The 24,191-nt window shown below is 62.1% G+C and carries 11 protein-coding genes, 1 tRNA gene and 1 pseudogene; 9 read left to right on the plus strand and 4 right to left on the minus strand.

Annotation, left to right across the window (positions count from 1 at the left end; genetic code table 11):
- Window positions 1–110: 110 nt before the first annotated feature.
- The 4 genes from ABD050_RS25105 (at window position 111) to istB (ending at window position 16,446) form a co-directional block, all read left to right on the plus strand.
- A complete protein-coding gene (locus ABD050_RS25105) occupies window positions 111–12,902 on the plus strand; it encodes a DUF4214 domain-containing protein (RefSeq protein ID WP_343892286.1) in 12,792 nt (4,263 codons plus the stop codon).
- A complete protein-coding gene (locus tag ABD050_RS25110) occupies window positions 12,899–13,621 on the plus strand; it encodes a hypothetical protein (RefSeq protein WP_343892287.1) in 723 nt (240 codons plus the stop codon). Before ABD050_RS25105 ends, ABD050_RS25110 begins: the two co-directional genes overlap by 4 nt.
- Window positions 13,622–14,101: 480 nt before the next feature.
- Window positions 14,102–15,655, plus strand: a complete 1,554-nt coding sequence (gene istA, locus ABD050_RS25115) for an IS21 family transposase (protein WP_343892288.1) — start codon at window positions 14,102–14,104, stop codon at window positions 15,653–15,655.
- A 14-nt stretch (window positions 15,656–15,669) separates the two neighbouring features.
- Window positions 15,670–16,446 (plus strand): IS21-like element helper ATPase IstB, encoded by a 777-nt coding sequence (gene istB, locus ABD050_RS25120; RefSeq protein WP_343892296.1) that lies wholly within the window; start codon window positions 15,670–15,672, stop codon window positions 16,444–16,446.
- Between the two features lie 118 nt (window positions 16,447–16,564).
- Here istB and ABD050_RS25125 read toward each other — a convergent pair.
- Window positions 16,565–16,762, minus strand: a pseudogene (locus ABD050_RS25125) (DUF2958 domain-containing protein); the annotation flags it as partial.
- 738 nt (window positions 16,763–17,500) lie between these two features.
- Between ABD050_RS25125 and ABD050_RS25130 the strand changes: the two are divergent.
- Window positions 17,501–17,716, plus strand: coding sequence for a helix-turn-helix transcriptional regulator (locus tag ABD050_RS25130; RefSeq protein ID WP_343892289.1), 216 nt, complete (start codon window positions 17,501–17,503; stop codon window positions 17,714–17,716).
- 64 nt (window positions 17,717–17,780) lie between these two features.
- Here the strand turns inward: ABD050_RS25130 and ABD050_RS25135 are convergent, their stop codons facing one another.
- A complete protein-coding gene (locus tag ABD050_RS25135; RefSeq protein WP_343892290.1) occupies window positions 17,781–19,043 on the minus strand; it encodes a tyrosine-type recombinase/integrase in 1,263 nt (420 codons plus the stop codon).
- A 25-nt stretch (window positions 19,044–19,068) separates the two neighbouring features.
- A tRNA-Tyr gene (locus ABD050_RS25140) sits at window positions 19,069–19,155 on the minus strand.
- A 136-nt stretch (window positions 19,156–19,291) separates the two neighbouring features.
- Between ABD050_RS25140 and ABD050_RS25145 the strand changes: the two genes are divergently transcribed.
- From ABD050_RS25145 to ABD050_RS25155, 3 genes are read left to right on the plus strand one after another with little or no spacing between them, the layout of a single operon-like run.
- Complete coding sequence (locus ABD050_RS25145) at window positions 19,292–20,902, plus strand: M20/M25/M40 family metallo-hydrolase (protein ID WP_343892291.1); 1,611 nt, start codon at window positions 19,292–19,294, stop codon at window positions 20,900–20,902.
- On the plus strand, window positions 20,902–21,645 hold the full coding sequence (gene rlmB / locus ABD050_RS25150) for a 23S rRNA (guanosine(2251)-2'-O)-methyltransferase RlmB (RefSeq protein WP_343892292.1): 744 nt from the start codon (window positions 20,902–20,904) through the stop codon (window positions 21,643–21,645). Before ABD050_RS25145 ends, rlmB begins: the two co-directional genes overlap by 1 nt.
- A gap of 15 nt (window positions 21,646–21,660) precedes the next feature.
- Window positions 21,661–22,410: a hypothetical protein gene (locus ABD050_RS25155; RefSeq protein WP_343892293.1), complete on the plus strand. Its 750-nt coding sequence runs from the start codon at window positions 21,661–21,663 to the stop codon at window positions 22,408–22,410.
- 664 nt (window positions 22,411–23,074) lie between these two features.
- Here the strand turns inward: ABD050_RS25155 and ABD050_RS25160 are convergent.
- The gene (locus ABD050_RS25160; RefSeq protein WP_343892294.1) at window positions 23,075–23,392 is read right to left on the minus strand and encodes a 2Fe-2S iron-sulfur cluster-binding protein; all 318 of its coding nucleotides are present in this window, start codon (window positions 23,390–23,392) and stop codon (window positions 23,075–23,077) included.
- A gap of 66 nt (window positions 23,393–23,458) precedes the next feature.
- On the opposite strand from ABD050_RS25160, the gene ABD050_RS25165 reads away from it, so the two are divergent.
- Window positions 23,459–24,082: a DNA-3-methyladenine glycosylase family protein gene (locus ABD050_RS25165; RefSeq protein ID WP_343892295.1), complete on the plus strand. Its 624-nt coding sequence runs from the start codon at window positions 23,459–23,461 to the stop codon at window positions 24,080–24,082.
- The last annotated feature ends 109 nt before the right edge of the window (window positions 24,083–24,191 follow it).

Below are 24,191 nucleotides of genomic sequence, written 5' to 3' on the forward strand. Positions count from 1 at the left end.
TCGGGACATACTGGGTCTCCTTCTTACCCATTATGCCCGCCCACACACGGAAATCACGACAGTCCCATAATGGACGTGCCATCAACCTGACAGATAACAATTTGAACACGGTGACGTTCACGTACACCGGCAATCTCGTCACGCGGATAACATCTGCCGATGGCGACTACACGAACCTTGTTTATTCCGGCACGCAGCTGGTTCAGCTGGACACATTTGCGCCGGGCTCCGGCTCGACGCCGACGCTCACCCGCACCTACTATACATATGATACTTCGGGCCGTCTCTCCAAAGTCGTGACCGATCTCACGCCGGAAGATCACGTCAAGATCGACGGCAATGTCTACACTACCACCTATACATATGATGGCACCAGCAATCGGGTAGCGTCGATCGCGCAGACCGACGGCTCGCTGGTGTCGTTTGCCTACACGCTGGCTGGATCGGATTACCGCGTAACGTCTGTCACCCAGACCGTCGCGAGCGGCGTCACCCGCCTGACCACGTTCAGCTATGACACCACGGCGCGGAAAACGACGATCACGGACCCGCTCCTCCAGAATACCGTCCTCTCCTATGATGCGAACGGAAATCTGACGCAGATTGTAGCGCCGCCTGCGAACGCATCCACCGCATCGCAGATCCGGCAGTTCACCTATGACGCGAACGGCAATGTCACCTCGGTCAACGAAGGGGACGGTAACGTCGTCACCTACACCTATGATGCCTATGGCAACTGGATCAGCCGTGTTGACTCGCTGGGGAACACCACGGAACGCACCTATGTACCTGGGCTTTCGCTGCTGCAGGCCGAGACGCACTATATTGCGCCAGATCCAGATGGTGCCGGCAGCGGCACGGCTAGTACGCCCCAGACCACCCGCTATGTCTATACCGCTACGAGGAACCTCGCTTATTCGGTGTCCGCCGAAGGTACGGTGACCGCGTACACTTATGATACGGCCGGCAAACAGCTGAGCGCCATCGAGTATGTAGGGTCGAAGTACGACACCTCCGCATTGACGACCACCCAGATGCCTACGGCCACCGCCCTCAGCACCTGGATCGGGACGATCGATCAAAGCGCAGCCCGGCGTACCGAAAACATCTATGATACGCGCGAGAATCTTGCCTCGACACTCAGCTACTCGAAGCTCCTGTCGACGGGCGCTTTCGACACCTCGTCAGAACTGACCAAGACAAGCTATACCTACAATCAGGCTGGCCTGCTCCTTAACCGTCAGACTGTGGTGGAAGGTGTTACCAAGACAGAGAGCTATACCTATGATGGACTCGGCAGGACCAAGAGCACCAGCGATTATAACAGCATATCGACCACGGTTCTGTTTGCGGATTCGAGCCGGACAACCACGGTTACGCTGGCGAACGGATCAACTGAGATTTCCGTCTACGATCTCGCCGGAGAGCTGATCAGCTTCACCAAAACCGGCACCGGCGTTACTTCACAGACCACGACGTACAAATATGATGCGCTTGGCCGCTTGAAACTGACGACCGACCCGCTCGGCAATCACACCTATTTTTTCTATGACGGCGCGGGGCGCAAGACCGCCGCTGTCGACGAATCCGGCTCGATCACCGAGTATCGTTATGACGCCGAGAACAACGTCACCAGCACGACGCGTTATTCGACGCGGCTCGCCTATAGCCAGCTGATCGATGGCAGCGGCAATCTCCTCGCGGTCACCCTGGATGCCGTACGTCCAAGCGCCACCAGCGACGATCGCTGGGCCTTCAATATCTATGACCTGTCCGAGCGGCTGGTACAAACGATCGACGGCACGGGCGCGACCACGGTCTATACCTATGACGGCCTGTCGCAGCTCGTCTCGACGACCCAATATGCAAGCCTGGTCTCCCCCGCAAACATCGCTGCGCTGAAGGCATCCGAGACCACCAATCTGTTCCCCGGCAACCCCTCCTCCTGGACGATCTTCGGCGCCTCGCAAGCGGGCTCCGCGATCGAAGGGGCAAGCGCCTACAAGTTCACCCAGACGGCGACAGGGGCGGCTGGCGGCTTCGCGCTCTATGCACCCATGGCGAGCGCGGGGCAGGCATCGACCTTTCAAGTCACGCTCATGGGCTATGGCTCAACCACATCCGCCCTGCTTGCACTTTACGGACCGAGCGGCGGCTGGGGCGATACCACCAACACAAAAGCGACGATCCTGTCAGGCCCCGGTTCGCTCACCAATGGTACGGGCGGCAGCGTCAACATCACTGGCCTCAGCACCTCGGTTGGCACGACGATCGAGATCACCCGCGTCTATACGGCCACGGACAGCCAGGTTCAGCCTGTCGTCTATATAAATGGAACGACCGCGACTGCGGGCAGCGCGATCATCGTTGCCCCACCCGTGCTGAACTCCCGCCTGCACTCGCCGACCTATCTGCCGAATGCAGACGCGAACAACGATCGTGTCAGCCGGATGTTCTACGACAAGGACGGTAACCTCATCGGCGCCCTCGATGCCGAGGGATATCTGACTCAGAACATCTATGACGCAGGGGGCCTGAAGACCCAGACGATCGCCTACGCGACCCAAACGAACACGGCTTACTGGGCGAGCGGGACATTCGCGCAGCTACTGCCCGCCACCAACGCGAGCGATATCCATCACTGGATGCTTTATGACGCGCGCGGGCTTATGGCTGCGTCGATCGACGGCGAGGGCGACCTCACGCGCTACAGCTATACCGCGCAGGGCGATCTGGCGCAGATCGTCAGCGGTCAGAAGCTCAATCCATCGACCCTGATTTCGACGCCCCCGACGCTCGCGACCTTGCCAAGCGCGCCGACCGGGACCGTGCTCGACACCACCGCCTACACGCGCGACGCCTATGGTCATGTGCTGACGGCAACGCGAACGCTCACCACGACGCCTTCGTCGGTCACGACGGTCACCTCCTACGCTTATGATTCGCTATACAATGTCACCTCGACCACGACGCAATATGAAAGCAGCGACCCGCACGTCTTCAATCAAACCTATGATCTGCACGGGCGTCTCACCAGCTCGACGAACGCCGAGAATACTCTAACCACAAATTACACCTATGACGTTGACGATCACCTGATCGCGACGAACGCGGCGGGCGCGAAATCACTCAATTATTACAATGCTGACGGCACGCTTGCCTACGCGATCGACCCGCTTGGCCAGGTCACCGAATATCGTTACAACGCCTTCGATCAGGTCGCCGACACGATCCTGTACGCCAAGCGCATCGCAACTGCGACGCTTGCCACGATGACCGGGGGCGCCGCCAGCAGCGTCGCCAGCACGATCTCGGCACTCGCCACCAGCGGCGCCGATTCCGACGTTCATGCCGATTACAATGTCGATGGCACAGTCAAGGATAGGATCGACGCGCTCGGCGCGACAACCGCCTACAGCTATGACGCCTTTGGCGATCTCATCACCGAGGTGGACCCGCTCGACGCGACGGTTCCGTCGACGATCCAGACGACGAAGACCTATGATCGGCGCGGGCTGCTGAAGACACAGGTCGTGGATTCGGCGAGCGGCGGCAAGGCGATCACCACCAGCTATGGCTATGACGCCTTCGGGCGGGCGGTCACGCTCACTGATCCGGCCAGCCACGCGATGTCCAAGACCTATGATCGCGCCGGCAGGCTTCTGACCGCGACCGACGCGCTCGGCCACATGACGACCTACAATTATGACGGCCGCGGCAATCTCGCTGCGGTCCAGGACGTGCTCGGCAACGTCACCCGCTATGTCTATGACAATGCCGAACGCCTGATCTACACGGTCGACGCGCTCGGCGGCGTCACGCAGCGCAGCTATGACAATGAAGGCCGAGTCGTCGTCACCCAGGCGTATTCGACGGCGATCTCTCTGAGCGGTCTCGCAACCATTGCCAGCGCCAGCGACATCGCGTCGCGTGTCACGGCGTCCTCGGGCAAGGACGAGATCACGCACTCGGTGTACGACCGCGACGGCAAGCTGCGCTACAGTGTGGATGCGCTGAACTTCCTGACCGAATATGATTATGACGCGACCGGTAATGCGATCCGCAGCATTGCCTATTCGACCGCGATCTCCGCGGGCGCGACCTACACCGTCGCTGGAATCCAGGCCCAGATTAGCGTTATGACCTCGGGCGCAATCTCGGCATCGCCGATCACCCGCAACGTCTATAATGCCGATCATCAGCGTACCTGGACGATCGACGCGCTCGGCTATGTCACCGCCTATAGCTACGACACCCGCGGCAATGTCATCAAGCAGCAGCGCGTTGCGGTGGCCTATACGGCGACCGGTGACCCGAGCGACGCGACCATGGCGACCTGGCTGACGACCAATGGCAGCGCAACCAACGACCGCATTTCACGGGCGATTTACGACCAGGATGGCCGCCTCCGCTTCAGCATCGATGCCGAAAACTATATCACCCAATATACCTACAACGCGGCAGGCAGCGTGCGCTACACCACCCGCTTTGGTGACCGCTTCGACAGCAGCGGCGCCTACACCGCGTTCACCGACAGTACGACGCTGGCGCAAGCCATAAGCTATGTCGCGGTGCCCCCGAGCCCAACCAAACCACCTGCCACCACCGAGTTCATCTACGACACTGCAGGCCGGCTCAAGGAAACGGTCGACCCCACTCTCGTCCACACGGTCCTCACTCTCAATCAGCTTGGTCAGGCGACCACCACCGTCATCGCTCCCGGGACGACCGACGAAGTCACTACCTTCCAGAGCTACGACGCGCTCGGCCGTGTCACCGCGACGACCCGCGCCTTCGGCCAGGCCGAAGCGACCACCACCAGCTACCGGTACGACGCGCTCGGCCGGGTAACCGACAAGCTCGACGGCAATGGCAACGCGGCGATCGCCGCACTGGTTGGGACCCCGACCCAGACACAGATCGACGCCGTCTGGGCGGCCTATGCCACCCATTACACCTATGATGCCAATGGCAATGTCCTGACGACCTCGGTCCCGCTCGACGCCACGCACCCCAACGCGGTGACGACCAACAGCTATGACGCGTTCGGCAACCTGGTGCAGGTCGTCGATCCGCGGAACAATGTCGGCTATTTCTACTACAACGCGCTCAACCAGCTGACCCTGCAGGTCGATCCAGAAGGCTATGCGACCCGCACCACCTATACCTTCACCGGCAAGACCGAGACGGTCACTCATTATGCTACGCGCGTAAGCTGGACCGGCACGCCGGGTCCGGCAAATCTGCCGAATGTTACCGCCGCCAGCGCCAAGGACGCGGTCTCGAGCTTCACTTACGACAAGCTCGACCGCGTCAAATCGACTGCGCAGGTGACCGACACCAACGCCGCCGACAACATCACCGAATCCTACACCTATAATGCCTTTGGTGACCGCGACACCGTCGTCAACAAGCTCGGTGGGCTCACCACCAACAGCTTTGACAAGCGTGGCCTGCTGACCAGCGAAATCGTCCAGGTCACCGCGGCCGGCGCGACGGTCACCAACACCTATGCCTATGATGCACGTGGCAACCGGATCCAGATGGTCGAGGCAAGCGGGGCGTCAGAGCATCGCACCACCACCTATGCCTATGATAAGCTCGACCGGCTGGTGACCACCACGCACGATCGCGTCAACGTGGTCGGCCAGAACCTGGTGGACCAGCCATCTGTCGTCCCCACCGAAACAATCGTCTATGATCGCCGTGGCGACGTCATCGCCCGCACCGACGCGGCGGGCAACCTGACGCTCAGCTATTACGATCGTCTCGGACGGAAAACCGCCGAGATCAGCCCGGTCGGCACCTATTCCGCCTGGACATATGACAAAAACGGCAATGTTCAGACCGCAACCGTCTATGGCAGCGCGATCACCGCTTTGCCGCTCGATCCCAACAGCGCGGTGGCGCAAATCTATCGTCTCTACGATCTGACTCTGGGTCGCATGCCGACAACGCAGGAGGTGACTGACTGGCTTTGGCGAATGGCCAATCTCTATCCGAACGCCGTCCAGCCAGCTGCCGAAGGCTGGCCGAGCGTCGACCCCAATGGGGAGAAGATGGGGACGCTTGAGGCGATCTGCGCCGAGATCCTCGGCGATGCCGGGGTGCAGGCGCGCCTTGGCGCAGCCGATAACAGCGCCTTCATCAGCCAGCTGTATCAATGCGCGTTTCGTCGGGCCCCGACATCGACCGAGACAAGCGTCTGGCTGGCCAACATAAGCGCCGGATGGACGCGCGCCGGCATGCTCGCCTTTTTCAACGAGCATGGTGATCATCGCACCCTGACCGCCGGCCTGATCGCGGCAAGCGCCGCCGACAGCCCGAAGCCGGATCCTGTCAATCCGAGCGACTGCCGCACCACGACCTACACCTATGATCGCAACAATCGCCTGAAGACGACGAGCGGTGCCGCAATAACCACGGGCCAGTTCGTCAACGGCACTTATGTCACCGCGACGACCGCGCCGGTGGCAACCAACGACTATGATGCCAATGGCAACATCGTCAGGACAACCGACGCCAACGGAAACTCGGTCTATACATATTTTGACCGGCTCGGGCGCAAAACCGGTCAGGTCGACGCGGCAGGCTATCTGACTACCTGGCTGCCCGACGCGAATGGCAATGTGCTCCTGGAAGTCCGCTACGCGCAGAAACCCACAGCGGCGGTCGGCCTCGATTCTGATCCTCTAACGCTGTCCCGTAGCGTGTCGGTCAGTGCTGATGATCGTATCACGCTGTTCAGCTATGACAGCAGCGGGCGCCGCCTGACCGAACGACGCCTCGGCCTGCAGGGCTATACGATCGATACAAACGGCAACCTTATCACACAGACAACCCGGCTCAGCGACCAGCGCAACGTCGACCTGGATGGCCCCGCGATGCAGGTCTATCGCATGTATGATGTCGTGCTGGGCCGGGCACCCAATAGCGGTGAGATTGCCGAATGGAGCGCCTATCTGATCCAGCATCAGAACGACACGTCACCCGAAAACATCAATCAATATGGAAATATATTGCTTGATAACAATGCGAACGCATTGGAGGCAATGGCAACCTATATTCTGACTGACAGCGGCGTCCAGGCGCACATGGGCGGTGCGGCGAGCACCAATACGGTATTTGTTGCCACATTATATCAAAATGCCTTTCGCCGCCAGGCCACGCAGAGTGAGATCGACGTCTGGACAGCCAATCTGGCCAATGGCTGGACCCGCGGCGGGGTTCTCGCCTTCTTCTCGGAATATCCCGAACATCGCGCGTTGATTGATGGCCAGAGCTCGCTCGTGAGCTACACCTATAACGCACTGGGCGAGGCGCTGACTAAGACCGAGGCCAATGGTGACACGACGACCTATACCTACGACGCCATCGGCCGCACGCTGTCCGAAACCGACCCCAGCCACACCAACCAGAACGCCCAGTCGGTCGCCCGGCTGACGACCTATACCTATGACGGCCTGAACAACGTCTTGACCACCACTGTCAGCGATGCACTTGGCAATTCAGGCGGCGAACAGCACGTCACGACGAATGTCTATGGTGCCGGCGGGCGCCTGATGTCTTCGACGGACGCGGCGAACTTCACTCATAACTACGCCTATGACGCCCAGGGAAATGTCATTCGCGACAGCTATTCGCGGCTGAAAGCCGATGGGACCAGCATCACCGAGGCGGTGGTCTATAATTACGATGCCGCCCGGCGGGCTACCAGCCACACCACTGCGCGGCTCAGCGGCGCGACCTGGGTGTTCACCGATGCCGCCGGCGTTGCCTACGACAAGAATTGGGTCCGGTACGACGGCTATGGCGAGATGACCGGGCAGGGCATCACGGCGGCGACAGCCGGGACACCCACTTATCAGCAGACCTATAGTTATAACGCTGCCGGCCAGGTCTGGTCATCGAACAGCGGCGACGGTGTCCAGAAATTCTATGTGTATGATAAAGCCGGCAACCAGACACTCCAGCTGGCCTCAGCCGGTGCCGATCTCTCGGCACTGACCCTCGCCAACTATGCCACCTCGATTACCAGCACCGGCGGGACCAGCATTTCGAACGCAGTGACCACCATCACCCTCTACGACGAGCGCGGCGAACAGATCGGAACCCGCCAGCCGGACCGGCTCCTCGCCACCGGCGGCAGCGCCACCACGATCACCGGCGCCAAGACCTATAACGCGTTCGGCGAGGTCGCGTCGGAAACCGATGCGCGCGCCTACACGACCAACTACACGTACAACAGTATGGGCCGCCTGCTGTCGAAGGTCCTGCCGCAGGTCAGCGTGACGGCTGAGAATGGCCGCCTGTCGAACGTCAACCCCACTGAATATTATCGGTATGATCAGTCGGGCCGCCTCATCTCGGTGCTCGATGCCAATGGGCACCGGAACACACGCCAGATCCTTGCCGGCACCGGCCATGGTGACGACGAGGCGCTGATCATCAAGGAATTTCATCCCGACACGGGGATCGCCGAGACGCGCTACGACGTCTTTGGTAACGCCCGCATGACGATCAACGAGGTCGGCAGCGTCGAGGGGCGGGACTATGACAAGCTCGGCCGCCTGATCACCCAGACCCACGCGGCGAGGCCCGTCGGCAGCGTCGGCAACCCGACCGGCAACGTGGTCCAGCTCGTCGACCATTTCGACTATGACGGGCTCGGCCACCGCATTGATCACTGGAACTCACAGTTCGGCTCGGGCTATCTCGAAAAGACCTATTTCGATGCACAGGGCCGCGTCACCTCCACCGTCAACTTTGCCGGTGAGGCGACCAATTACACCTATAGCTGGGACGCCGGCCTCGCGACCGCCGGCCTCGGTACCTTCGGCGGGTGGACCAAGACCACCAGCAATATCGGTACGAGCCAGCTGGCCACCGAAAGTCAGGATTATTTCGGGCGCACTGTCGACCAGATCGACTTCGGCAACCATAATTACGACTTCACCTTCGACAAGGCCGGCCGGCTGACCGCGCGTACCAATGGTCAGGGCGAGAGCCTTGGGTTCAGCTACTACAACACCGGCGCGGTTGCTGCGCAAACAGGCACCCAGGGCAGCGCCACCTACCAATATGACGCCGCCGGCAACCGCACGCTGGAGACCTTCGCCAAGGGTGGCGTGACCTATCGCAACGATATCGCCAGCTATGACGCGCTGGGCCGCATGACCTCATGGACCGACCGCGACACGAGTAACGCGACGATCAACACCACAGCATGGGAATATGACGCGGTCGGCAATGTCCGCCGCTCCAACGCGAGCTATCGCGCGCTCAATTCCGACGGCACGCTGGCGACCACCAGTTCGACCCAGGATTACTGGTATCTGTATGACTCGATGAACCGGTTCACGCTCACCAAGGGTTCGCTCTCGGCCACCAACAGCTCCGGCGACGTTGTGACCGGCGATGCGGCGCGGGGGGTGGGCACGATCGACCGCGGCACCCAAGGAACCGCGATCACCTATTATTTCGACGGCAACCGGCGGAGCGCGTTATATACTGCTGGCGTGCTCGGTCAGCGCTGGGAATATCTCAGCCCTGGTCCCCATGGCCAGCAGATCATCCCGGATGGTACGGGAACCGACGGCAGCTGGACGCTGGTCACCTACACGTTCAGCGGCGATCGGCGTGAAGACTATGTCTATACTGCGGACGGATATCTCGCGAAGACCACCAAGGCCGATGCCTTCATGGATCCGGGCGCGCAGCCTGGCCAATATGACGAGTTCGCCCCAGAGCCAACCCTTGTCGCGCCGCCGGCGACGGGCGGTGGACTTTCCACGATCACGCGCGATGCGCTCGGGCGGATCACCGCCTATACCGAGCTGGGCGGGTTCGACGGTTCGTTTGACCGGTCGAACATCGTCTATGACATGGCGGGTCGCGAGCTGTCCGAGACCAGCACGACGATCCGGCGCGACACCACCGGCGGGCCGTCACAGACTTATGTCACCTATATCACCAACAGCTACACGAACGGGCTGCTGACCCAGCAATTGCAGATCGCCTTCAAGAACGGCGTCGACAGCGGCAGCAACGGCGCGCCCGACAGCAGGCAGACCTATGGCTATGTCTGGTGGGACGGTGCGCTGCAGTCGACCATCGGCAACGACAATGACAATAATGGCACCACCGACTGGACCACGACTTACAGCTATGACAGCTCGGGCCACGTCACCCAGGCGCACATCGCCGACGGCCAGCCGCGCGATGCCAACTTCGTCACAGACCAGAACGGGCAGATCATCGACCGGCTCGAGGTGAAGCTATCGGGCAACACGACCAGCGCCGGCAACCCGCATGCGGTGCACTATAATTTCGGCGGGCTGCAAATGGGCGAGGTCGGCAACAACGGCACCGACAATGTTTCTTATGCCGCCTCGATCGCCAACCGGCTCAGGCCGAAGCAGGGGCTGACCGGCCCGTTCGCGGGCGGCCTGGCCTATGCGACCCCGATGGCCGATTTCGAGCAGAGCTACGACGCGATCAACGGCACCAGCACGGCGAGCACCGGGTCGAACTACACCGTCAACAGCGGCGACACGCTCACCAGCATCGCCCAGGCCGTGTGGGGCGACGGCTCGCTCTGGTATCTGATCGCCGAGGCCAATGGGCTGACCGGATCGGAGTCACTGGCCGACGGCCGGGTGCTCAACATCCCCAACAAGGTCCATAACAGCCGTAACGCTGCCGACACCTGGCGGCCTTACGATCCCAACGAAGCGCTCGGCGACACCAGCCCGACGACAGCCAAGCCGCCGAAGAAGGCGCCGTGCGGCGTGCTTGGCGTCATTTTGCTATTGGTGATAGCGATTGCGGTCACCGCCATCACCGCTGGCGGTGCGGTAGCAGCGTTGGCACCAGCAAGCTCGGGCGTCACCGGTGTGCTTAGCGGGCTCAGCGCAATCGCGGCCGGAACCACAGGACTATCCGCCGTGGCAGTTGTTGGTATCGGCGCGGTCGCTGGCGCTCTCGGGTCGATCGTGAGCCAAGGTGTGGGCGTGGTTACTCACATCCAAGACAAGTTCAGCTGGAAGGGGGTTGCTCTTAGCGCCCTGTCAGGCGCGATCGGCGCTGGGATTGGGCCTAGTGGGGTATTTGGTAAGGCCGGCTTCGCTGGCAGTATTGGCGTGGGTAGCAAGGTGTTGCAAGCTGGTCTTAACGGCGCTGCCGCAAGCGCCGTCACGCAAGGGATTGGCGTTGCCACGCAGCTTCAATCAAGGTTTGATTTCACAGGCGTCGCAGCGGCTGGTGTCGGGGCCATGGCCGGAAGCGCTTTGGGAAGCCAGTTCGGCCAAGCTTACACGCCCGGTGAGGTGTTTGCACAAAGGCTTGCCACGAGCGCAGCGGGTGGACTTGCTGATGCTGCGACGCGAAGTCTCGTGAACGGCACTGACTTCGGTGACAATATCATGGCGGCACTCCCCGATATCGTCGCGCAGACTGCTGGGGGCTTTCTGGTTGATGCTATCACCGGGGGTCTCCCGAAAGGGGCGCAGAGCAGGACAATCGACGCGGAGCCTCAGGTAGCGCACGAGGGGCTACATTATGCGGACAATGGTCCGCTGAGTGGGGCCTATTCAGCCGACGCCTTGGGCGTTTCGAATACGGCAGATCTTCTCAAGCAGATTGCCGAGATGCCGCTGCCAACGATTTCGTCATCCGATGGCGACCCTCTCCCCGGCGAAATTGTCGTCACTGCCAAGCGCCGTCCCGTAACAGATCAAGAAGTGGCGGCGAGTAAAGCCCTCGCTGATCAGGATACCCAGGCGATTTATGAAAGAGATCGTCAGGTATCTCTCGCTAATCCGGGAACCGTAGTTCCAACGTTAAACTCAAATGAATTTACTAATGGAAACCTTTACGGTCCCAATGGGACGATGACAGATACGTTGTTGAATCCTGATATACCCGTACTTGATGCCCTCTCTATATTGAATGCGTCTCCCGATGTCGGAAAAACTATCGCCACTGAGACCTATGGAAACTTAACTCGAGGCGCCCTCGCCTTGGGGGCCCTTGAAAAGGGCATAGCAGATCATCCTGAATATTCGGATCGCTTCTCGGCTGATGTACAATATCTCAAAGATTCCATTGATAAATTTAAGGAGCAGGGAGACACAAAATTCAATAATATTGTTCTCAAGCAATCATATGATGGCTTTACGCAGGTCGGAGAAGACTCCGGCATTCCGGTAATTTCACAACTGTCTACCGTTGCGCGAGTTGCTACGGGCTATGAGACATGGCAGCAAGGTGCGGTCAATATCGGGGTGAGCATTGTCGCTCCCAAGATCATCACCGGCGGCGTAAAAGTGGTCGGGGCAGTCGGCGGAAAGGTCCTGACAGTCGGCGGAAAGGTTGCCATTCGTGGCTTGGCCGCCGCAGAGAGGGGACTGGCGGGCGGGACCTTTGACCTTGGTGTGAGCGGATCACAGTATACGCTGTCCGCTCCACGTATCGGTGGATTTGACGGTACTGTTGGAACGATTGGCGCCCGTACGCGGCTCGTCCAAGGTATAGAGTTTGAGAATGCTGCTGCGGCCGACGCGGCAGCGAATGTGTTTGGGCAGGGTCAGTCCGTGCGAGGGCTCGCGGTGCGCGCCTTCGACGATGCCGGAAATCTGCTTCCAGGCCGGGCCGTTCTCGATCAAGCGGGCTATCTTCCCGAAGGCGGATCGTTACTTGCACGCGAATACAAGCTTGACCAATACGTCTCCTTGAGCGCTCGTCAGTCGGAGCATTTTCCCTATCTGGCTAGGAATGGTGGTGTGATCGTCGGCAACAATGGTAGGGCACTTGGGTTGCGCGCTGGTACGCCAGTCGGCCCACTTGATGTTCAACGAATTAATGGTCCTTCGATTCTCCAAGGGGGATGGTGGGGACAATGAAGCAACCCGACCGCACTCTCGTTAGTGTCCTTGATCCGTTCATGACGGAACATGGATTCAAGTATGTAAAATCAAGAGATGTCTATATTAGAAAAACTGATTCGGGATTAGATGATTTTAGCTGGAGCTCATTCCCATTGGCCACTGGTCCCAAGTGGAGAGCTGGCTATTACGAGGGACAATATGGCCTGGGGTTGCGAAATGATGCCGTTGAGGAAATAACGCGCGTTGCGATGCCGATCTATGGAGCGGATAACCAGCGTTATGCCTTCACTGTCTATCGTTCCGTTGGCGGTTATTTTGCTTTCGATCGAGAGCGCGATCGAGAACTGTGCCTGCGGTTTGATCACTTAGAAGAAGACGTTAAGGAAACGGTGCAGCGCATTGAAGCGATGCTCAGCGTCGACGGGTTTGCTTGGTACAAACGCTACGCCGATCCCGTCACCCTGTCTCGCGACCTGAACGATCCGATTGCAACCAGCGAGGCGCACCCATTGCAGAATAACCCGGGATCTAGGCCGCTGGTGGGCGTTGCGGCGGCGTGTGTGGCGGAGCCTGGCCGAGTACCGGAACTGATAGAGGCCTATCTCAACTTCACGAGTGAGCGGGACAAACTCCACGCGCATAAACGGCCGCCCGAGGCGCCGGACATGGAAAAGAAGCTGCTGATGATCGTCGAAAGGGCTCGCGAACTCGGCTACGAGGCGAAAGCAAGATAAAAGCAGTGGCTCCCCCTGCGGGGTAAGCCATTGTCTGCACATCGTTTTTAGCGAGATAGCTGGCACTGGTGGGGAGACTCCCGGTGCCCTTGTCGTACCAAGCTGTTGAATATCTTCCACAAATATCGGCACCATCGCGAGACCGGCCTGTCTTCGCGTGCGGTTCTGGATCGTCGCGGGTTGTGGTGCCGTGGGTGCGCTGGGGTACGATCGGAATCATGGCGAGATAAAAGAGGCGCCGGCTACGCGGGTGTCAACCGGCGCGGGATATTGACCCCCGATCGGCGCCCAACATTGACCCCGCCATAGTGAGCCTGCGTGTTTCGGGAAGTCCCGGACACCGATTTCGGTAAGTCGCGGACAGTGATTTCACAAAGTCGCGGACAGTCAATTCGGAAAGTCCCGGACAGTTCGGCGCGGTTGGTCAGTGGGTGCGCCGGTTTGGCATGATCGTCCCAGCGAAGGAGCTGGGAGACGGACATGCCGAGGCGGAAGCAGCCGAGACGAACGGACGTGAAGGATATCAGATCGATATTGCGCCTGACCTACGAGAGTGGGCTATCGGTGCGCGAGGTGTCGGAACGGCTCGGGCTGAGCAAGTCGACCGTTTCGCCCTATTTGCTGCGGGCGCGCGAGGCCGGGCTGAGCGCCTGGCCGATGCCTGCCGGGCACGAAGATGACGCTGCGCTTGAGCGCAGCCTGTTCCGGCAGATGGGGCGTCCGCCGCGTGACATGACCGAACCGGACTGGCAGCTGGTCTCACGCGAGATGAAGCACAAAGGCGTGACGCTTCTGCTGCTGTGGCAGGAATATCGCGAAGCCCACCCCGGCGGGTTCGGCTACACCTGGTTTTGCGACAAGTTCGGTCAGCACGCGAAGCGCGCCAACCCGACCTACCGGCACCGCCATGCCGCCGGCGCGGTGACGCAGACCGATTACGCAGGTCAGACCATCCCGCTGATCGATCCCGACACCGGAGAGGTCCACGAGGCCCAGCTGTTCGTCGCCGTGCTCGGAGCGTCGAGTTATACCTTCGCGACGGCAAGCTTGTACCAGCGGTTACCGGACTGGATCGAGGGTCAGGTTCGTGCGCTGGAGTATTTTGGCGGCGTTCCTGCCTCGATCGTCTGCGACAATCTGAAGGCGGGGGTCGCCAAGGCACTGTGGTTCGAGCCCACCCTGACCGCGACCTTCGCCGCGATGGCAGAACATTACGACACGACAATCCTGCCGACACGGCCGTTCAAGCCGCGTGACAAGGGCAAGGTCGAGGGGGCGGTCCTGATCGCGGAAAGGTGGATCATCGCCCGGCTGCGCAATCGGCGGTTCTTCGATCTGGCCGCCCTCAATGCCGAGATCGCCGGGCTGCTCGAACTGATCAACGGCAAGACGATGCGGCATGTTGGACGCTCGCGCCGCGAGATGTTCGAGGAGATCGAGCGCGTCGCGCTCAAGCCGCTCCCGGTCGGACGGTTCGAATACGCGGAATGGAAGATCGCCAAGGTCCACCCCGATTACCACGTCGCGGTCGACCGCAACTTCTACTCCGTTCCGCATGGCCTGATCGGCCGCCAGGTAGATGTGCGTCTGACCCAACGGGTGGTCGAGATCTTCCACAATCACAAACGGATCGCCAGCCATGTGCGCAACTCGCAGCGCGGGTTCCACATCACCGTCAGCGCCCACATGCCCAAGGCGCACCAGCGTTACGCCGACCGGACGCCGGCATCGCTGATCGAACGCGCGACCAAAATGGGCGCCAATGTGACTGTCATGGTCGAGCGGATGATGAACGATCGGCGCCATCCCGAGCAGGGCTATCGCTCGGCGATGGGCATCCTCTCGCTTGGACGCGGATACGGTCATGCCCGTCTCGATGCGGCCTGTGACCGCGCGCTGGCGATCGAGGCCACCACTTACGCCTCGGTTCTCTCCATCCTCAAATCCGGGCTGGACCAGGCCAGTCCGGCCAGTGAGCCAGTCAGCTCAACGCCGCCGCACGGCAACATCCGCGGTGCGGTCTACTATCAATGAAAGGAATGACGATCATGCTGACACATCCCATGGTGGACCAGATGCAGACGCTGGGGCTCGCCGGAATGGCGGGGGCTTATCGCGATCTTGCCGAACAGGCCGGTAGCGATGGGCTGAGCCGCGACGAATGGCTCGGGCTGATGCTCGATCGGGAGATGGCTACGCGTAGCGACAAGCGGCTCGCCAACCGGCTTGCCGCCGCGCGGCTGCGGTTCGGCGAGGCTTGCATCGAGAACATCGACTTTGCCGCCCACCGCAAGCTCGACCGCCGCAGCGTCCTCGCGCTAGCGCAGGGCGACTGGCTCAAGGCGCACGAGCACCTCATCATCACCGGCCCGACCGGCACGGGCAAAACCTGGTTGGGGTGTGCGTTCGGGCGCCAGGCAGCCCGGCTCGACTACTCGGTTCTTTACGTTCGCATGCCGCGCATGTTCGAAGACCTGGGAATGGCGCGGCTCGACGGCCGCTTCCCGCGACTGATCGACAAGCTGACCCGGGTCCAGCTCCTGATACTCGACGACTGGGGAAGCCATGGCCTGACGGAACAACAGCGCGGCGACCTGCTGGAAATCTTCGAAGAGCGCTACAAGCGGAAATCCACGCTGATCACCGCGCAGCTGCCGGTCGCGCAGTGGCACGAAATGATCGGTCAGCCGACGATCGCCGACGCCATCCTTGATCGCCTCGTCCACAATGCGCACCGGATCACGCTCGAGGGCGACAGCATGCGCAAAACCCGCACGCCGTCCCTCTTGACCGAACCGGACAAAGCCGAAATCATCGTAGCGTGAAAATCAACAAGGCACCCAACAGCGAACCACGCCGACTATCCGGGACTTAGCGAAATGCTCGTCCGCGATTTTGCGAAACGCCTGTCCAGGACTTCTGAAATACGCAGGGTTTCGGTCAACCGAAACCGAGGTCAGCCAGGCCGAACAGGGTGTCACCGTCAGCGTCCAGCTCGGTCGCAAGCCATGTCGCGGCACCGACCGGATTGAAGAATTTGACGACCGGGATCGGGTCATGGGCGGAACCGCCAGCGCCGCGCGCGGCGGCCTCGCCATTCGCCAGCGGCACAGCCCGCAGGTCAGGGGTAAGCAGATCCATCATCAGCCTCCAGCACCGCCCCCAAAACCAGCATGGCTTCCCCGCAGAAGCGGGGATGGGCGGCAGAAGCGACCGAAGAGGCCCGCCTGGAGCGGGCGCTGCACCTGAAAGGCCGGAACGAAGGGAAGGAGCCGGGCGCAGCCCGGCTTGCCGCGCCCGCGGGCGGGCTAGCAGGAAGCGCCGCCCATCCGCGCTTGCCCGGGAGAGGCTACAAATACGCCGCCGCGCGAGCGGCGACCGCAGCGATCGGCGGCATCAGCCGCCCCCAACAAAGGACGGGCTCCCCGGCGGCAGCGCCGGATCAGCGGCGCGCAGGGGTCCTGGCGGCGAAGCCGCCGGACCGGGCGTACCGCCCAGTGCCGAGCCGGAGCGCCCGCGGGGCCGCGATCAGGCTTCGCACCCTGTCCGGGCAAAGGCGCAGCCGGCGCCCGGCAGAGAGCGTCAATGCCCCGCTCCCTATATCAGGACTGGTTCACCGGTCCGCCCCCGGCCGATCGTTACCGGCCGGCCGAGACCCGAAACGGACTCGGCAGCGCAGCTGCCCAAGACGGCCTGCGCTGCAGAGCGGCGGTCGCGCGGGCAGCTCGCGCGAGGCGCCGCTTCCTCGAACGTGCCACGGACCGCCTTTCTCCGCCACACACCGCCACCTGCGTCCCAGAGTGTCTCGCCCCCTGTTCCTGCGGGCCTAACTCGCGAATTTCGCGGCCGGGAGCTTGGTGACCAGCATGGAGACATCACATGACGACGAAGAAGCCGGAACGATTGTTGAGAATGAAACCCGTGCTGGAGCGAACCGGCCCGAGCCGATCGGGGTTGTACCGCAGGATGGAGGAGGGGACGTTTCCGAAGAGTATCAAGATCAGCGAGCGCTGTGTCGCGTGGCGCGAATCTGAAATCGTCAAATGGGAGAAGCGCAAGCCTCCCCGGCGCGCCGACACCGGGACTACTCTTTGACGTGCAATCGCGGTTGAGGCCGCTGGCGGCGAGGAAAGCTCGCGCCGGCGGCCTCCTCGCCCCCTCACACAGCGTGACAGAAAGCGTCCCAGTCCTCCATCAGCCGCCGCCGCTTTTCGAGTAGCGTTCCGCGTCGATAGGCAGCCTCGGTCTTGTCCTTGACCGCGTGCGCCAAAGCGGCTTCCGCCAGCTCGCCCTGATGATCGGTAGCTTCGCTGACCCAATCCCGAAACGACGACCTGAACCCGTGGACGGTTGCCGTAATCTTCATATCCCGAAGAACTTTCATGAGCGTCATATCGGACAGGGCCTGGCCCGGTTTCGGTGACGGAAACACGAGCGAAGACCCGGTTCCGCGCGACGCTTCGCACCGGTCCAGAACTCGCATTGCAGCCGGCGCGAGCGGGACGACATGCTCCCGACCGGACTTCATCCGCTCGCCCGGGATCGTCCAGAGCTTGCGCTTCAGGTCGAATTCGGACCACTCTGCCTTTCTCACCTCGCCCGAGCGCGCCGCGGTCAGGATCGCGAATTCAAGCGCAAGTCGCCCGAGCGTCTCCCGCTCCCGCAGCTTGGCGAGGAAGCCGGCCATCTCCGAATATGGCAGGGCGACGTAGTGCCCGGCAGCGCGTGGCTGTCGCGGCAGGCCCTTGGTAATCGAGCGCATGGGGGCCTCGGTTTCCCGATAACCGCTGGCATAGGCCCAATCCAGAACAGCGCCGATCCGCTGCCGCACCCGGCGTGCCGTCTCCGGCTTGCTGAGCCATATCTCGGCCAGGACATTGCGCACCATGGGTCCGGTGACCTCGGCCACGCTCACATTACCGATGGTCGGATAGACGAACTGCTCGAGGGTGCGCCCCCACTGCCATTCGTGCTTTTGGTTTCGCCACGTCTTGTGGGTCGCGGCATAGACCTTCGCCGCGGCTTCCTTGAACGTCGGGATGCCACGTGCCTTGCGCTTCTCGAAGACCGGATCGAGGCCCATCTCCATCCAACCGCGAACCTCGTCGGCGCGCTTGCGAGCCTGCGCCAGAGGCACCTTGGCGGCACTGCCAAGACCGATGTCCCGCCGCCGCCCGTTTTTCTGCACGCGACAGACCCAGCTTTTTGCGCCCGTCGCGCTCACCATCAGGAAGAGGCCGTCACCATCGCCATGCCGGCCGGGCCGGCTTTCCGCTTTCACAGCTGTCGCTGAGGGCTTTCCCATCGCGAAATATTCCCACATTTCTTCCCACAGGCCAAATCGGTCACCGGCGGAAAGCAGTGGATGAGTGCGGATGCGAATCACCGCGAAGTAGCGGAAAACCTTGGGTTTTCCGCACACCTGCGGATGCGTGAGAATGTAGAAATGGTGGACAGGGCTGGGTTCGAACCAGCGTAGGGGAAACCCCGGCAGATTTACAGTCTGCTGCCTTTAACCACTCGGCCACCTGTCCATCCGGGCCGCCCAAAAGCGAGGCGGTCCCATGCCGAGCGCAGGCGCTGCTGTCAACGGCTCGCGGCCCTTGCGCGCCGCCGCGGTGACGAATAGGCCGTGCGCAACATTGTTTCTCGGCCATCATCGGAGGACCCATGCGCCGTTCGTTGTTGCTCGCCACCGCCCTGCTCGCCGTTTCCGCTCCCGCTCTGTCGCAATCGGTCGATCGCGGCCAGGTGAACCGAATCATCGACGAGGGCACGACGCGCAGCCAGGTGATGCCGATCGCCGAGCACCTCGCCGACGTGATCGGCCCGCGCCTGACCAATTCTCCCCAGATGCGGCAGGCCGAGGCCTGGACCCAGGCCAAGTTCAGCGAATGGGGGCTGAAGAACGTCCACAAGGAAGGCTTCGATTTCGGCCGCGGCTGGTGGATCGAAAGCTCGAGCGTGAAGATGATCACGCCACGTGCCGTCGAGCTGGTCGCGATCCCGATCGCCTGGACGCCCTCGACAGAAGGCACGATCACCGCGCCGGTGATCGTCGCGCCGATCAAGCGCGAGCGCGATTTCGACAAATGGCGCGGGCAGTTGAAGGGCAGGATCGTGATGGTCACCTTGCCCGACACCGGCTCCGAGCCCGGCGAGGCCGCCTTCAAGCGCTATACGAACGAGGATCTCGGCAAGCTCGATCAGTATCAGCAGCCGACATACGATCCCGCCGCCACTGACCGCCGCATCAAGCGGCTCGATTTCGCCAGGAAACTCGACGCCTTCCTGAAGAGCGAGGGCGCGCTCGCCTATGCGACCGAATCGCGCAGCGACGGCAAGCTGATCCATGGCGAGGGCTATCTGTTCGGTGTCGGCGACACGCCTGTAGTGCCGGGCGTCGAGATCGCGGCTGAGGACTATCGCCGCCTTGCCCGCCTCGCCAAGGTGGGTCCGGCGCCGACGATCGCCATCAACAGCGACGTCCGTTTCGACGACAGCGATCGCAATGCCTATGACATCATCGCCGAGATTCCGGGCACCGACCCCAAGGCCGGCTATGTCATGGCCGGCGGTCATCTCGATAGTTGGGTCGCGGGAGACGGGGCCGGCGACAATGGCGCCGGTTCGGCGATGGTGATGGAGGCGGCACGCATCCTCGCCGCTACGGGCGTGCGGCCCAAGCGGACGATCCGCTTCGCGCTCTGGGCGGGCGAGGAACAGGGCCTGCTCGGCAGCCTCGCTTATGTCGAGAATCACCTGGCGACGCGCGGTTCACCGAACGATCCGCCGCAGACCGGCCTGGCGCGCTATTATGGCTGGTCGAACCGCTGGCCGATCACGCCCAGGCCCGGCTGGGGCGAGCTCGCTGCGTATTTCAACCTCGACAATGGCTCGGGCAAGGTCCGCGGCATCTATGTCGAGAACAACCAGGCAGTCGTGCCGATCTTCCGCGAGTGGCTCGCGCCCTTCGCGCCGATGGGCGCGACCAATGTCGTGATCCGCAAGACCGGCGGCACCGACCATGTCTTCATGCAGGCGGTCGGCGTGCCCGGCTTCCAGTTCATCCAGGACCCGCTCGACTATGACAGTCGCGTCCACCACACCAATATCGACACCTTCGATCACCTGAAGGGCGCCGATATGCGCCAGGCGTCGGTGATCCTCGCTTCCTTCCTGCTGAACGCGGCAAATGCCGACCATGTCCTCCCGCGACCGCCGCTGCCGACCCGGCCGGTGGTGACTGACCCTTACGCTTATTCGGATGATGACGACTGATGGCACGCAAAGGACACCGCCCTTCCCAGGCTCCCGCCGGCCGCCCCCGCTTCTGGGGCCGCCACGCAGTCACGGCCGCGCTCGCGAACCCCGAACGGGTCGTGCGCAAGCTCTGGGCGACGCGCGAGGCGCTTGCCGCGCTCGATATCCCGCCGGTCATCCCGATCACCTTTGCCGAGGTGACCGATCTCGCCCGGCTCGTGCCCGGCGATGCCCCGCACCAGGGGCTGGTGGCCGAGGTTGATCCGCTCGAGGATATCTGGCTGGGCGACCTGCTCGAACAGGGCCGTGACGACCGGCGCCCGCTGATCGTGCTCGATCAGGTGACCGATCCGCACAATGTCGGCGCGATCCTGCGCTCGGCCGCCGCCTTCGATGCGCTCGGCATCGTCACGCCCGATCGCCACGCGCCGCCCGAATCGGGGACGATCGCACGCTCCGCCTCGGGTGCGCTCGAGATCGTGCCCTGGGTCAGGGTGGTGAATCTCGCGCGTGCGCTCGAGGAAATCGCCGAGGCCGGCTTCTGGCGGATCGGCCTCACCGGCGAGGCGACCCAGACGCTTGCCCAGGCAATGGGCCAGCAGCGAATCGCCTTGGTGCTCGGTGCGGAGGGCGAGGGCATGCGCCAGAATACCGCCGCGCATTGCGACGAGCTTGCGCGGCTGCCGATCTCGCCTAAAGTGGAGAGCCTGAACGTGTCCAACGCGGCGGCAATCGCGCTCTACGCGGTGACGACACGCTGAACCGGGGGGTTCGTCATGACCGCACGCCTTTCCCGCCTCGCCTTCGTCCTGCTGCTGCCGTTCGTGCTCGCAAGCTGCGTGCTCACCCCGGGCAAGTTCGTGTCGACGCTGAAGATCGACGCCGACCGGCATTTCACCTTCACCTATGTCGGGGAGGTCATTGCGCTCCAGGACGATGACATGACCAAGGGCCTTGGCGATATGGCCACGCCGAGCCCGACCGATCCGGCAAGCACGGACGATGACGGCACGCCGACGCTCCAGCAGATTGCGCTGCAAAAGGGCGATTCGGCCGACAATCCCGCCGCCAAGAAAGCCGCCGCTGACGCCAAGAACCGGGCGATTGCCACGGCGCTGTCGAAGGAAGCCGGCTATCGCAAGGTCACCTATCTCGGCGACGGCAAGTTCAGCATCGATTACGCCATTTCCGGCACCCTCGATCACGGCTTCGTCTATCCGTACAATATCGATGCCGAGGCGGTCTTCCCGTTCATCGCGGTCGAGCTGCGCGCCAACAACACGGTGCGCATGAAAGCGCCGGGCTATGCCAATGCGAATGATTCGAAGGGAATGAGCGCGCCCGGCATGGACAAGTCGGCGAGCCAGCTCGACGGCGTCTTCACGCTCGACACCAATGCCGAGATCGTCAGCCAGAACAACGAGGAAGGCCCGGTGACGACGGCGGGGCGCAAGACGGTGACATGGAAAGTGTCGCCGCTGACCAAGGATGCGCCGTCGGCGGTACTGCGGATGGCGGCGAAGTAAAAGGCGATTGCGCACAGTAGCGGACATTCTCCTTCTGATCCGGAGTGCGGGAATGCGCAGTCACCTTGTTCTGTTGATCAGTGCCGTCCTGCTATCCGGCTGCGGGCAGCCGGACGCGCAAATTCCGGCAGGGTGCTACCGCTTCGACGACGGCCAACCGTTCCTGAGGATTGTAGGAAGCAGGGGTGAGTTCACCTCTGGGACCAGCGTGAAGTCATTTCAGATTGGGCATTGGAGCGACGCAGAGCGACGATCAGTCCAGGTTACGCCTGCCTTCATCCTCCACGATGGCATGAACAGCCCACCAGCCGGACCGGGAAGAATGGCAGAACCAGTGCCAAGCCTGGCAGCTGGGGCCATCAGCTACATAAGGCAGGGCGACCGGGACGTGCTGCTGATACCCGTCGAAGCCTATGGCGCTGTTCGGCTGGTGCGGGGCAGCAACTGCTGAAGCTCCGTCACCACGGACTTGTTCCATAGGCGCTGAGTTAAGAAATGATCGTGTTAGTTCAATATCTTACCGTCATCCCGGACTTGTTCCGGGATCCACTGGGCCACATTCTCCACGTTTCGACTGGTCGAGACGCCGGCTCAGTAGATGCCGGAACAAGTCCGGCATGACGTTTTGGAAGAAGATTCGTATCTAAAATGTGACGGCGGTGCCTCAATCCTCGGCGGCGATCGTCACCCTCAAGCCATCGAGGGCATCCGAGAATTCGATCTGGCACGACAGCCGCGAGCGGTCGTCGCGATCGGACGAGGAATCGAGCAGGTCATTCTCGTCCTCGCTCATTTTCGGCATTTTGGACGCAAATTCCGGGTCGACATGGACATGGCAGGTAGCGCAGCTGCAGCAGCCGCCGCACAGCGCCAGGATCTCGTCGATCCCCGCGTCACGAATGACCTCCATCACGGACAGCCCGGATTCGCCCATGATCTCGCGTTCTTCCCCTTCACGGGTCACGACGATAAGCTTGGGCATCAATTCCTCCTATGGGGTTCCGGGTCGCCATGCCGCCCCGCGTGCCGCTAATCAAGGGAACATCACATGGGCCTGAGCGCCGACCAGTTGCGTAGCGGGCTCGATGCGCTCGCTGCGCGCGAACCCGCTTTCGCTGCCGCGATCGAGCGCGCGGGATATCCGGAACCGCGGATTCGCGCCCGCGGCTATGCGACACTGCTTCGCACAATTATCGGCCAGCAGGTCAGCACCAAGGCGGCCGAGTCGGTCTGGCGCAAGCTCGAAGCGATCGTCGGCAGTCTCGACGACCCGGGCAATATCGCCCGGGCGAACGACGAACAGCTCCGTGAAGCTGGCCTGTCGCGGCAGAAAGCGGGTTATGCGCGCAGCCTGGCCCAAGAAGTCACCAGCGGGCGACTCGACCTGGCGAATCTGCCCGCCGACGATGAGGCGGCGACGGCAGCCTTGGTCAGCATCAAGGGGATCGGCCGCTGGTCGGCCGAGGTCTATCTGCTGTTCGCTGAAGGGCGCCCCGATATCTGGCCCGCCGGCGACCTTGCGGTGCAGATCGAGATCGGCCGAATCCTCGGCCATGAGGCCCGGCCGAGCGAGAAGCTGACTCGCGCGCTGGCCGAAGACTGGCGGCCGCATCGCGGCGCGGCGGCGATCTTCGCCTGGCATCATTATGCGAACGGCATGAAGGTGATCTGAGGCTGCCGATTCAACCTCAGGGGAGATTGCCGCAATAGCGCCCTGCAGCGCGACATTCAGGATGAGAGTCGCGCGACAATCAAGATGAGAATCGGTAGTGGGGTGTGGC

It is taken from the genome of Sphingomonas oligophenolica (assembly GCF_039522915.1).
Taxonomy (GTDB): Bacteria; Pseudomonadota; Alphaproteobacteria; order Sphingomonadales; family Sphingomonadaceae; genus Sphingomonas; species Sphingomonas oligophenolica.